This window comes from Streptomyces lincolnensis (assembly GCF_021173675.1).
In the GTDB taxonomy this organism is placed as follows: domain Bacteria; phylum Actinomycetota; class Actinomycetes; order Streptomycetales; family Streptomycetaceae; genus Streptomyces; species Streptomyces lincolnensis_B.
Map to the genome: position 1 here is coordinate 197515 of NZ_JAIHON010000015.1, position 12099 is coordinate 209613.

At 72.2% G+C, this 12099-nt stretch carries 9 protein-coding genes; 8 read left to right on the forward strand and 1 reads right to left on the reverse strand.

Annotation, left to right across the window (positions count from 1 at the left end; all coding sequences use genetic code 11):
- Nucleotides 1-63 precede the first annotated feature (63 nt).
- Nucleotides 64-1053 carry a malate dehydrogenase gene (locus K4B79_RS37845; protein WP_232031941.1) on the forward strand — a complete coding sequence of 330 codons (990 nt, stop codon included), beginning with the start codon at nt 64-66 and terminating at the stop codon, nt 1051-1053.
- Between the two features lie 121 nt (nt 1054-1174).
- On the opposite strand, the gene K4B79_RS37850 is transcribed toward K4B79_RS37845, so the two are convergent.
- Nucleotides 1175-2062, reverse strand: coding sequence for a bifunctional helix-turn-helix transcriptional regulator/GNAT family N-acetyltransferase (locus K4B79_RS37850; protein ID WP_232031942.1), 888 nt, complete (start codon nt 2060-2062; stop codon nt 1175-1177).
- A gap of 171 nt (nt 2063-2233) precedes the next feature.
- On the opposite strand from K4B79_RS37850, the gene K4B79_RS37855 reads away from it, so the two are divergent.
- The 7 genes from K4B79_RS37855 to K4B79_RS37885 all read left to right on the forward strand — a co-directional run bounded on the left by K4B79_RS37855 (nt 2234) and on the right by K4B79_RS37885 (nt 12098).
- The gene (locus K4B79_RS37855) at nt 2234-3949 is read left to right on the forward strand and encodes a hypothetical protein (protein ID WP_232031943.1); all 1716 of its coding nucleotides are present in this window, start codon (nt 2234-2236) and stop codon (nt 3947-3949) included.
- 14 nt (nt 3950-3963) lie between these two features.
- The gene (locus K4B79_RS37860) at nt 3964-4320 is read left to right on the forward strand and encodes a hypothetical protein (protein WP_232031944.1); all 357 of its coding nucleotides are present in this window, start codon (nt 3964-3966) and stop codon (nt 4318-4320) included.
- A gap of 9 nt (nt 4321-4329) precedes the next feature.
- On the forward strand, nt 4330-5673 hold the full coding sequence (locus tag K4B79_RS37865; RefSeq protein WP_232031945.1) for a hypothetical protein: 1344 nt from the start codon (nt 4330-4332) through the stop codon (nt 5671-5673).
- Nucleotides 5674-5867: 194 nt separating this feature from the next.
- Entirely contained in the window at nt 5868-7406 is a 1539-nt protein-coding gene (locus K4B79_RS37870; protein WP_232031946.1) for an aldehyde dehydrogenase family protein, read from the forward strand.
- A 53-nt stretch (nt 7407-7459) separates the two neighbouring features.
- On the forward strand, nt 7460-8983 hold the full coding sequence (locus K4B79_RS37875) for a GMC family oxidoreductase (RefSeq protein ID WP_232031947.1): 1524 nt from the start codon (nt 7460-7462) through the stop codon (nt 8981-8983).
- Entirely contained in the window at nt 8983-10113 is a 1131-nt protein-coding gene (locus K4B79_RS37880; RefSeq protein WP_232031948.1) for a quaternary amine ABC transporter ATP-binding protein, read from the forward strand. The genes K4B79_RS37875 and K4B79_RS37880 overlap by 1 nt, the downstream gene beginning before the upstream one ends.
- Entirely contained in the window at nt 10113-12098 is a 1986-nt protein-coding gene (locus K4B79_RS37885; RefSeq protein ID WP_232031949.1) for an ABC transporter permease, read from the forward strand. The genes K4B79_RS37880 and K4B79_RS37885 overlap by 1 nt, the downstream gene beginning before the upstream one ends.
- Nucleotide 12099: the final 1 nt, after the last annotated feature.

Consider the following 12099-nt stretch of genomic DNA (forward strand, 5'->3'; position numbering starts at 1 on the left):
CAAGAGATCGATCAAACGTCCGGGGCGGGACGCCCCAACGCCAGCTGTCATACGGAGAACGCCATGACCCGCACTCCCGTGAACGTCACCGTCACCGGCGCGGCCGGCCAGATCGGTTACGCCCTGCTCTTCCGCATCGCCTCCGGCCAGCTGCTCGGCGCGGACGTGCCGGTCAAGCTCCGCCTGCTGGAGATCACCCCGGCGCTGAAGGCCGCCGAGGGCACCGCGATGGAGCTCGACGACTCCGCCTTCCCGCTCCTCCAGGGCATCGACATCACGGACGACCCGAACGTCGCCTTCGACGGCGCCAACGTCGCCCTCCTCGTGGGCGCCCGCCCGCGCACCAAGGGCATGGAGCGCGGTGACCTCCTGGAGGCCAACGGCGGCATCTTCAAGCCGCAGGGCAAGGCCATCAACGACCACGCCGCGGACGACATCAAGGTCCTCGTCGTCGGCAACCCGGCCAACACCAACGCCCTGATCGCCCAGGCCGCGGCCCCGGACGTACCGGCCGAGCGCTTCACCGCGATGACCCGCCTGGACCACAACCGCGCGCTGACCCAGCTCGCGAAGAAGACGGGCACCACGGTCGCCGACATCAAGCGCCTGACCATCTGGGGCAACCACTCCGCCACCCAGTACCCCGACATCTTCCACGCCACGGTGGCCGGCAAGAACGCCGCCGAGGTCGTGAACGACGAGAAGTGGCTGGCCGAGGACTTCATCCCGACCGTCGCCAAGCGCGGCGCCGCGATCATCGAGGCGCGTGGCGCGTCCTCCGCCGCGTCGGCCGCCAACGCCGCCATCGATCACGTGTACACCTGGGTCAACGGCACCGCCGAGGGCGACTGGACCTCCATGGGCATCCCGTCCGACGGCTCCTACGGCGTCCCGGAGGGCCTGATCTCCTCCTTCCCGGTCACCACCAAGGACGGCTCCTACGAGATCGTCCAGGGCCTGGACATCAACGAGTTCTCCCGCGCCCGCATCGACGCCTCGGTGCAGGAGCTGGCGGAGGAGCGCGAGGCGGTCCGCGGTCTCGGCCTCCTCTGATCCGGAACTCCTGAGTGATCCAGAACTCCTGAGGTTCCGTCAGGACACCGCACGGGCCCTGTTCCGGTTTCGGCCGGAGCGGGGCCCGTGTTCTGTCACCGGCCGAGGCGTTTCCCGGACGTCACGGCGTGAGGCGCTTCTCGAACCAGAAGTCGCCGTAGACATGGTCGACGTACGGATCGATCTCCCGGTAGCCGCACGCCCGGTACATGGCCTGGGCCTCGGTGAGGGTCGCGTGGGTGTCCAGGCGCAGGGCGACGAAGCCGCGGGCGGCGGCCTCCGTCTCCAGGGCCGTCAGGATCCGGCGGGCCAGGCCCAGGCGGCGGGCGTCCGGGTGGACCCAGACATGGCGGATCTCGCCGATGCCGGGCCGCAGGCGCCGTAGCGCCCCGCAGCCGACGGGGCGGCCCTCCTCGTACGCGACGAAGAAGGCGCCCCTGGCCCCGGAGACCTCCTCGGGCCGTACCAGGTCGGACGTGTCGAAGCCCTCGGGGAAGCGGGCGTCGATGTCGGCGGCGTAGGCGTCCAGGCAGGCGCGGGCGTCCGGGGCGGCGCCGTCGACGAGGTCGACGGAGATGGCGGCCAGGCGCAGCAGGCGCTGGACGGTGGCCAGGGCGGCGGTCAGCTCGGTGCGCTGGGCCGGGGCGAGGCTTTCGAGCAGTCCGGCGGCGAGGGCACCCGCCCGGCGGTTCTGCTCCGTGACCTCGGTGCGGCCGTCCGGGGTCAGCTCCACGCGGCGCAGCCGGTTGTCGTCGGGGTGCACGCTCATCCGGACCATGCCCTGCGCCTGGAGCGTCTTCGCCATCCGGCTCAGGTATCCGGCGTCCAGGCCCAGCCTGCCCCGCAGTTCCCGCAGGGACGCGCCGTCGCCGATCTCGAACAGCAGCCGGGCCTCGCCGAGCGGACGGTCCTGGCCGAGGTAGTGGTCGTCGAGCGCCCCGATACGCCGGGTGAAGTAACGGTTGAAGCGGCGCAAGGCCGTCACGTGGTCCGTCGACACTGGCTCCATATTTCTTTGACCTTAGTCAAAGGATGCCGGGGAGTCCACGGGTGTGCGCGGATGTGCACGGCGAGTGAGCAGCCTCGGCATTCCGGTTCCCTGGTCCCACCCGCCCCTCTATGCTGATTGTTTGTCAACAGTGCCTTGAACAAGGGCTTCTGCACGCATCGGGGGAGACGCGTGAGCACTGCACACGTGCCGCAGCAAGCACCGTCGGCGGACGCCGGAGCGCCGCCGTCACCACCGCATCCGGCCGCGCCACCGCACGCCAGCGAGGCGACCCGGCTGCTCTGCGCGGGCACCTATCTGGATTCCGGTTACCGCGACAGGGTCATCGAGGAGCTGCATCTCAACGAACAGCGGATCGTCGCGCCCTCGCTCGGCCTCGACGCGGCCCGCGTCCTCGCGCACGCCCTGCGGGCCCGCCGCCAGGAACTGCTGTGGGCCGGGCTGATCCTGTTCCTGTGGCTGATCGGGCTGCCGCTGACCGGCGGTCTGCTCGCCGGGTTCCTCATCCCCAGCCTGCTGCTCGCGATCGCCGGCTGGATCCGAGGCGGTGCGCCCGACCCGCCGGTGTACCGCCGCCTGCCCGCCTTCCTGGTCCGCTGGTACGGCCGTATCACCTTCGCGATGTTCCTGATCATCGCCGGGTTCGTCGCCTTCGGCGCGGGTGACGACGACCCGTACGGCTCCAGCTCCTACGACTCCTCGTACTACGACGACAGCTCCAGCTGGACCGACCTGATGTTCCCGGACTTCGACGGGGCGGGCGGCCTGTTCGAGCCCTGGCGGGCCTGGCTCGCCATCGGCCTCTTCGCGGTCATCGCCGCCTGTATCGCCGCGCAGCGCGGACAGTTCGCCAAGGCCATGGACGCCGAACTGTCCCCGGCGCGCTTCCCGGACGCGGCCGCCGACCCGGCGGAGCGGGCCGAGGCGCCGCGGTTCCAGCGGCTGAAGGACCGGATCCGCGTCGAGCAGCACGCGCCGCTGGTCATGTACCACGAGGCGCGGCCGTTCTGCGGGGCCGGCGAGGCCTACGAGACCTGGGTGCTCGCCGTCGAACTGCGCCCCGACCCGATGAAGAAGCAGCAGCCGCTCAGCAACCGCACGGTCCTGGAGCAGATCCGGCCGCTGCTCGAACGGCTCCGCCTGCCCGCCGAGTTCGCCGGTCACACCGTGCGCGACCGGCTGCGCTGGCTGGAGATCGACGAGTGCGTGTTCCTGCCCGCCGAGGGCCTGCGGCGGCGCGAGGAGGCGCCGTACAACCAGCAGGCCTTCGAGGAGCACCGGGCGCGCGCGGTCGAGGAGGGTGCCGAGAAGCGGCGGCACTTCCTGCGCATCCGCGTCGGCGGCTGGGAGGAGGAGCTGGTCGTCACGGTCTTCGTGCGCATCCACACCCAGGGCCGCATGCTGATGTTGGAGATCGCCCCGCACGTGCTGCTGCCGGTGCGCGAGGACTTCAAGAACGCCGACCGTACGGCGCACACCTTCCGCCACAACAGCGTGGTCGGCAAGGCCGCCTGGGCCGTCGCCCGGGTGCCCGGGTCCGCGGTGCGGTCGCTGGTCACGCTGGGCAAGGGCGCGGCGTACGCGTGGCGGGTGCTGACCGGCGGGTACGCGGGCGCGCTGCCCGACGGGCCGGCCCTGTCGGTGCGGGAGCTGGGTTCCCGGCGCGTCGGGTCCACCTTCCAGGAGATGGACGTCTCCCGCTACCTCAAGAGCGTGCAGGACCGGGTCACGCACGGCGTCACGACCGCGCTGGCCGAATCCGGCTACCAGACCGGTGAGTTCGTCCAGAAGATCGTGAACATCAGCGGCGGTATCCACGGCGGCACCTTCGCCTTCGGCGACCAGAACACCGTGTCCTCCTCCACCACCTCCACCACGAACTCGTAAGGGACGCAGCAGCGATGACGACGAACGAGCCCGGCATCAACATCAGCGGCGGCATCCATGGCGGCACCTTCGCCATCGGCGATCACAACCGCGTCGAGAGCCACCACGGTACGGGCGTCCAGCGCGACGCCGCGGCCGAGGAACTGCTCGCCGCCGTACGGGAGCTGCGCGCCGACCTGACCCGGATGCGGGCCAGCGACGAGACCACCGCGCTGGACGAGGCGCTCGCCGAGACGGAGGACGACCTCACCCGCACCGGCCGGGCCACGCCCACCCGCCTCGATCGGCTGCGGCAGATCCTCGGGGACTCCCAGGCCCTGGTGACCCTGGTCGCCTCGGCCGGCGCCCTGACCGGCCTGCTGGGCATGTAGGGGGACGCGATGAGCGGGGGAGCGCGGTACTGGAACGAGGAGACCCAGCGCTGGGAGGACGACGACGGCACGCGTGCCCTGTCGGCTCCGCCCACCACACCACCACCGCCCGCCCGGCCGGAGTTCGCGCCGGTGGACGGGGGCGCGCCGGGTGAGGGGGCGGCGGTCTCCGGCGGCTCGTCCTCCGGTGCCCCGTCCTCCGAGGTCTCGTCCTCCGGGCAAGGCGCTGAGCAGGGCGCCGGGCCGGTACCCGGAGCGGGCGGGTGGCACGGTCCCGCGGCCGGCGGCAGCGGCAGTGGGGCCTGGCCCGCGACGGAGGTGTCGGCCGGAGGGGCGACGGTCCGGGATCCGGATGCGCCGACCGGCGAGGACGGCGGGGATGGCAAGGGCGGCGGGGCGGCGGCCGGTGGCGGGGTGTGGCCTCCGGCGTCCCTGGCATCTCCGGCGTCCCCGGAGCTCCTGGCGTCCCACGGTCCCGCCCCCGGCGGTGTGCCGGGCCCCGAGGGCGGCGGGGGTGCCGCCTGGCCCGCCGCGCCCTGGCCCGGGTCGGCCTGGCCGGCCACCGACCCGGGGGCCGCGCCCGCCCCCGCGCGGGGGATGAGCCGTAGGACCGTGTGGTCCGTGCTGATCGGGGCCGCCGCTGTCGGGGTCGCCGTGAGTCTGGTGCTGACGCTGGTGGTCGGGTCCGGGGACGACAAGAAGGACGACGCCGCGGTCACGGCGAGTTCGTCGCCGCCGGTGGACGTCTCGCGGCAGGGCGAGCCGGACGGGTCGCCGACGCCCACCGAGGAGACGCCCTCGCCCAGCCCCACCAGCCCGGACGTCCCCACGGGATACGAGCTGTTCGAGGACCCCGAGGGCTTCCGGATAGTCCGGCCGCAGGGCTGGACGCGCAGCACGGTGGATTCGCAGTACGGGATCGCCGTGGTCAACTACCGCAGCGCGGACAGCACCCGGCGGCTCCAGGTGTACCAGGTCGCGGAGGAGTCCCCGGAGGCCTCGTTCGACCTGTATCTGTCCGACGAGACCGCCAAGCCGGACGGCTTCGAGCAACTGTCCCTGGACACTCTCGACGGCTCCGCGACCGGTGACGGCTCCGCGACGGGTGACGGCTCCGCGACCGGTTTCCAAGGAGCCCGCCTGGAGTACCTGGCCGACCGCATCAGGAACGAGCCCGACGTCGGCACCTGGCACGTCTACGACGTGCGTTTCGTCGCCCAGGACGGATTCATCTACGCGATCGCGGCGTACGGTCCCGACGCGAACGGCGGGGAGGACGAGCTGGACCTCGTCACCACCGCCCTGGACGGCTTCTGCGCCCCCTACGCCTGCGATCCGGCGTCGATCGACTGACCGGGGCATGATCCGCACCGCCCACCCTTCCTGGCGTACTTTTCACCCCATTTGCCCGCATGTTCAGTGACTCAGCGCACTTTCGGCCCGGATTGCGCATGCAATCGGGGGGTGGGGGCAGGCGCTCACGGTCCCGCTGAGTCACACGCGTGTGACACAGGGGTACTGAACAGGAACGGAAGGCAATACCGATCATGGCGGACACACCAGGACTCCCGGCAGAACTCCCGGCGCGGAAGACCATCCACGTGGACGGGGAGTGGCGCGCGGCCACCTCCGGAGCCACGCGCGAGATCCTCGACCCCGCGGACGCCCTGCCGTTCGCCCTGGTCGCGGAGGGTGACGAGAAGGACACCGACCTGGCGGTCGCGGCGGCCCGGCGGGCCTTCGACGGCGGCCAGGGCGTCTGGCCGCTCACCCCGGTCGCCGAGCGCGCCGCGCTGCTGCGCCGCGTCGCCGATCTCCTCGTACGCGACCGCGAAGAACTCGGGCTCCTGGAGAGCCGGGACGCGGGCAAGACCGTCGAGGAGGGCCGCGTCGACATCGACTGCGTCGCCGACGCCTTCCGCTACTTCGCCGACCTCGTGGCGGGCGAGGCGCCGGGCCGGGTCGTCGACGCCGGCTCACCCGACATCCACAGCGTCGTGGTCCACGAGCCGCTCGGCGTCTGCGCGCTGATCACGCCCTGGAACTACCCCCTCCTCCAGGCGAGTTGGAAGATCGCGCCCGCGCTCGCGGCCGGCAACACCTTCGTGGTCAAGCCGAGCGAGATCACCCCGCTGACGACCGTCGCGCTCATCGACCTGCTCGCCGAGGCCGGTCTCCCCGCCGGCGTGGCGAACATCGTCACCGGTCCCGGCCACTCGGTCGGCGCCCGGCTCTCCGAGCACCCCGACGTCGACCTCGTCTCCTTCACCGGCGGCCTGATCAGCGGCACGAAGGTGGCGCAGGCCGCCGCCCCGACCGTGAAGAAGGTCGCCCTCGAACTCGGCGGCAAGAACCCCAACGTCGTCTTCGCCGACTCCTGCGCCACCGAGGAGGGCTTCGACACCGCCGTCGACCAGGCCCTCAACGCCGGCTTCATCCACAGCGGCCAGGTCTGCTCGGCCGGCGCCCGGCTCATCGTCGAGGAGTCGATCCGGGAGCGCTTCGTCGCCGAACTCGCCCGCCGGGCCGAGCGGATCCGCCTCGGCCGTGGCACCGCCGACGGCGTGGAGTGCGGCCCGCTCGTCTCCGAGCAGCAGCGCTCCAAGGTCGAGGCGTACGTCGACTCCGCGCTCAAGGAGGGCGCGGTGCTGCGCTCCGGCGGCAAGCGGCCCGAGCCGTCCCCGGAGCGGCCGGAGCACGGCTACTTCTACGAGCCGACCGTCCTCGACCACTGCCACCGCGAGATGCGCGTCGTACGGGAGGAGGTCTTCGGGCCGGTCCTCACCGTCGAGACCTTCCGTACCGAGGACGAGGCGATCGCCCTCGCCAACGACACCGAGTACGGCCTCGCCGGGGCCGTCTGGACCGCCGACGCCGGGCGGGCCCGCAGGGTCGCGGGCCGACTGCGCCACGGCACCGTCTGGATCAACGACTTCCACCCCTACCTCCCGCAGGCGGAGTGGGGCGGCTTCGGAAAGAGCGGGGTGGGCCGTGAGCTCGGCCCCGCCGGACTCGCCGAGTACCGCGAGACCAAGCACGTCTACCAGAACCTCGCCCCGAAGCCCGTCCGCTGGTTCGCCGGCTGACCCGGCCCGACCCACGACCTCTTCTCCCCTCGCACGCCCCCAGGAGTACCCCCATGCCTGAGCACGAATACGACTATGTCGTGGTCGGCGGCGGCACCGCCGGCTCCGTCATCGCCTCCCGCCTCACCGAGAACCCCGACGTCACCGTCGCCGTCATCGAGGGCGGCCCGAGCGACGTCGGCCGGGACGACGTCCTGACCCTGCGCCGCTGGATGGGCCTGCTCGGCGGCGAGCTGGACTACGACTACCCCACCACCGAGCAGCCACGCGGCAACTCCCACATCCGGCACAGCCGCGCCCGCGTCCTCGGCGGCTGCTCCTCGCACAACACCCTCATCGCCTTCAAGCCGCTGCCGTCCGACTGGGACGAGTGGGAGGCGGCCGGCGCCCGGGGCTGGGGCGCGGTGCCGATGGAGGCGTACTTCGCCCGGCTGAAGAACAACATCGTCGCCGTCGACGAGAAGGACCGCAACGCCATCGCCCGCGACTTCGTCGACGCGGCCCAGAAGGCGCTGGACGTGCCCCGGATCGAGGGCTTCAACAAGAAGCCGTTCAACGACGGCGTCGGCTTCTTCGACCTCGCCTACCACCCGGAGAACAACAAGCGCTCCTCGGCGTCCGTGGCCTACCTCCACCCGGTGATGGACGAACGGGCCAACCTGACGATCCTGCTGGAGACCTGGGCGTACAAGCTCCAGCTCGACGGCACCCGCGCCGAGGGCGTGCACGTACGCGCCAAGGACGGCGAGGAGTTCGTCGTACGGGCCCGGCGCGAGGTCCTGCTGTGCGCCGGCGCCGTCGACTCGCCCCGGCTGCTGCTGCACTCGGGCATCGGTCCGAAGGAGGACCTCGCCGAGCTGGGCATCCCCGTCGTGCACGACCTGCCGGGTGTCGGCGAGAACCTCCTCGACCACCCCGAGTCGGTGATCGTCTGGGAGACCCACGGACCCATCCCCGAGAACTCCGCGATGGACTCCGACGCGGGCCTGTTCGTGCGGCGTGACCCCGACCACGCGGGGCCCGACCTGATGTTCCACTTCTACCAGATCCCGTTCACGGACAATCCGGAGCGACTGGGCTACGAGCGGCCCGAGTTCGGTGTCTCGATGACCCCCAACATCCCCAAGCCCAAGAGCCGCGGCCGGCTGTACCTGACCAGTGCCGACCCGTCGGTCAAGCCGGCCCTGGACTTCCGGTACTTCACCGACGAGGACGACCACGACGGCCGCACCCTCGTCGACGGCATCCGCATCGCCCGCGAGATCGCCAAGGCCGAACCGCTCGCCGGCTGGCTCAAGCGCGAGGTGGCCCCCGGCCCCGAGGTCACGGGCGACGAGGAGCTGAGCGAGTACGCCCGCAAGGTCGCGCACACCGTCTACCACCCGGCCGGCACCTGCAAGATGGGCGCCGCCGACGACGAAATGGCCGTCGTGGACCCGGAGTTGAGGATCCGCGGCCTGGACGGCATCCGGATCGCCGATGCCTCCGTGTTCCCGACCATGACCGCGGTGAACCCGATGATCGGAGTGCTCATGGTCGGTGAGAAGGCTGTCGACCTGATCGGAGGCGATGCGTGATGAGTACGACCACCGAACTGACGCCGCCGGGCGCGGACAGGACCGAGGACACCGCCGTCTTCTCCGTCCAGGGCCTGTGGAAGGTCTTCGGCCCCAAGGCGGAACGCGTCCCGGCCGACCCCGAACTCGCCGCGCTCGCCCCCACCGAACTGCGCGAACGCACCGGCTGCACCGCCGCCGTCCGGGACGTCTCCTTCGACGTGCGCAAGGGCGAGGTCTTCGTCGTCATGGGCCTGTCCGGCTCCGGCAAGTCCACCCTCGTGCGCTGTCTGACCCGGCTGATCGAGCCGACCTCCGGCGCCGTCGTGATCGACGGCGAGGACGTGCTCGCCATGGACAAGACCCGGCTGCGCGAACTGCGCCGGAACCGCGCCTCCATGGTCTTCCAGCACTTCGGCCTGCTCCCGCACCGCACGGTCCTCGACAACGTCGCCTACGGCCTGGAGATCCAGGGCGTCGGCAGGTCCGAACGCCGCGAACGGGCCGCCCAGGTCGTCAAGAAGGTCGGCCTGGAGGGCATGGAGCAGCGCAAGCCCGGCCAGCTCTCCGGCGGCCAGCAGCAGCGCGTCGGACTGGCCCGCGCGCTCGCCGTCGACCCCGAGGTCCTGCTCTTCGACGAACCGTTCAGCGCCCTCGACCCGCTGATCCGCCGCGACATGCAGGAGGAGGTCGTCCGCCTGCACCGCGACGAGGGCCGCACCATGGTCTTCATCACCCACGACCTCAGCGAGGCCCTGCGCCTGGGCGACCGCATCGCCCTGATGCGCGACGGCGAGATCGTGCAGCTCGGCACGCCCGAGGAGATCGTCGGCTCGCCCGCCAACGACTACGTGCGCGACTTCGTCCGTGACGTGCCGCGCGCCGACGTCATGAGCGTGCGCACCGCCATGCGGCCCGCCGAGGACGGCGAGGCGACCAGAGGCGCGTCCGTCGCCCCCGACACCACCGTCTCCGAGGCCATCGAGGCCGTCGCCCGCACCGGCTCCCCGGTGCGCGTCATGGACGACGGCCGCTGCCTGGGCGTCGTCGACCACGAGCGGCTGCTCGGTGTCGTCGCCGGGGTGACCGGCCCCCGGAAGGGAACCACCGCAGGCCCCCGGAAGGAAACCACCGGCGAGGTGGTCGCCTGATGGCCACCGCCACCGCGTCCGGTCCCATACGGCTCACCGGAATCGGCGCCCTGCTCCGGCACCGCGTCGCCGCCAAGCTCCTGCTGCTCGCCGTCGCCGCGGCCGTGCTCGTGCCGATCGCCAACGCGCAGTGGGCCTCCGGCGCCTGGCCGGACGCCCTCACCGTCGACCTGACCTCGCCACTCGGCAGGGCCAGCGACTGGATCATCGACAACCGGGACAGCCACTGGCTGTTCACCCACTTCCTGGGCCACGTCTCCAACGCCATCGTGATCTCGGTGCGCGCCGTCTACCTGGTGCTCCTCGCGGGCGGCTGGGCCGGTGTCGTCGCCGGTGCCGCGCTGGTCGCCTGGCGGGTCGCGGGCGTGCGGCTCGCGGCCCTGACGGCCGTCTCGTTCGGCGTGTGCGGGCTGCTCGGCATGTGGGTGCCGACCATGCAGACGCTGGCCCTGATGGTCGTGGCCGTCCTCGCGTCCGTCGTGCTCGGCATGCTCATGGGGCTCGCCGCCGGCCTCAGCGACCGGGTCTTCCGCATCCTGCGGCCGGTCCTGGACACCATGCAGGTCCTGCCGGCCTTCTCCTACCTGCTGCCGGTCGCCCTGATCTTCGGCGTCGGCGTGCCCGCCGCGGTCCTCGCGACCGTCGTGTACGCGGCCCCGCCGATGGCCCGGCTCACCGCGCTCGGCCTGCGCGGCGCCGACAGCGGAGTGCTGGAGGCCGTGACCTCGCTCGGCACCACCGCCCGCCAGCGTCTGTTCTCGGCCCGTCTCCCGCTGGCCCGCAAGGAACTCCTGCTCGGCCTCAACCAGACGATCATGATGGCCCTGTCCATGGCCGTCATCGCCTCGATGATCGGCGGCGCCGGCCTCGGTGACCGCGTCTACCAGGCGCTCGGCACCGTGGACGTCGGCGCGGCCCTCGCGGCCGGCATCCCGATCGTGCTGCTCGCCGTGGTCCTCGACCGGGTGACGGGCGCCGCCGGTGAGGGGCTGGGCGCTCAGGCCGAGGAGGACACCTCGCCGCTGCGCGGTCGGCGCGGCTGGTCCCTGGCCGCCGCCGTGACCCTCGCCGTCGCGCTCGCCGCCCGGTTCGCCGGCCGCCTGGAGTGGCCGACGAGCTGGACCGTCGACATCGTCGAGCCGGTCAACACCGCCAAGGACTGGATGGTCGACCACCTCTACACCGGCGTGCCCGTCGTCGGCGGCACCGCCGACTGGGCCGCGCACTTCACCACCTGGGTCCTCGACCCGGTCCGCGACGGGCTCCAGGACCTGCCCTGGTGGTCGGTGCTGCTCGTCGTCGCGGCCCTCGCCTGGACCATCGGCACCTGGCAGACCGCCCTGACCGCCGTCCTCGCCATGGCCGGGATCGGCGTCCTGGGCGTCTGGGACAAGTCCCTCGACACCCTCGCGCAGGTCCTCGCGGCCGTCGCCGTCACCGTCGTCCTCGGCTTCGCGATCGGCATCGCCACCGCCCGGAGCACCCGCCTCGAACGGCTCCTGCGGCCCGTGCTCGACGTCTTCCAGACGATGCCGCAGTTCGTGTACCTGATCCCGGTCGTCGCCCTCTTCGGCATCGGCCGCGCCCCCGCGGTCGCCGCGGCCGTCATCTACGCGCTGCCCGCCGTCATCCGCATCACCACCCAGGGGCTGCGCCAGGTCGACGGCGCCGCGATGGAGGCCTCGCGCTCGCTCGGCGCCACCAGCTGGCAGCAACTGCGCCAGGTCCAGCTCCCGCTGGCCCGCCCCGCGCTGCTGCTCGCCCTGAACCAGGCCGTCGTCCTGGTCCTCGCCGTCGTCGTCATCGGCGCCCTGGTCGGCGGAGGCGCGCTCGGCTACGACGTGGTGTTCGGCATCGCCCAGGGCGACCTGGCGACCGGCATGGTCGGCGGCGTCGCCATCGTCTGCCTCGGCCTGATGCTGGACCGGGTGACCCAGCCCACGACCCGCCGTGACCATGGCGCCGGCCCGACGAAGGGAGCGTGAC

What these genes read in the sequence shown, in the direction of transcription:
- K4B79_RS37845 (WP_232031941.1), top strand. Translation starts at nt 64, where the DNA reads ATGACCCGCACTCCCGTGAACGTCACCGTCACCGGCGCGGCCGGCCAG.
- K4B79_RS37850 (WP_232031942.1), bottom strand. Translation starts at nt 2,062, where the DNA reads ATGGAGCCAGTGTCGACGGACCACGTGACGGCCTTGCGCCGCTTCAAC.
- K4B79_RS37860 (WP_232031944.1), top strand. Translation starts at nt 3,964, where the DNA reads ATGACGACGAACGAGCCCGGCATCAACATCAGCGGCGGCATCCATGGC.
- K4B79_RS37865 (WP_232031945.1), top strand. Translation starts at nt 4,330, where the DNA reads ATGAGCGGGGGAGCGCGGTACTGGAACGAGGAGACCCAGCGCTGGGAG.
- K4B79_RS37870 (WP_232031946.1), top strand. Translation starts at nt 5,868, where the DNA reads ATGGCGGACACACCAGGACTCCCGGCAGAACTCCCGGCGCGGAAGACC.
- K4B79_RS37875 (WP_232031947.1), top strand. Translation starts at nt 7,460, where the DNA reads ATGCCTGAGCACGAATACGACTATGTCGTGGTCGGCGGCGGCACCGCC.
- K4B79_RS37880 (WP_232031948.1), top strand. Translation starts at nt 8,983, where the DNA reads ATGAGTACGACCACCGAACTGACGCCGCCGGGCGCGGACAGGACCGAG.
- K4B79_RS37885 (WP_232031949.1), top strand. Translation starts at nt 10,113, where the DNA reads ATGGCCACCGCCACCGCGTCCGGTCCCATACGGCTCACCGGAATCGGC.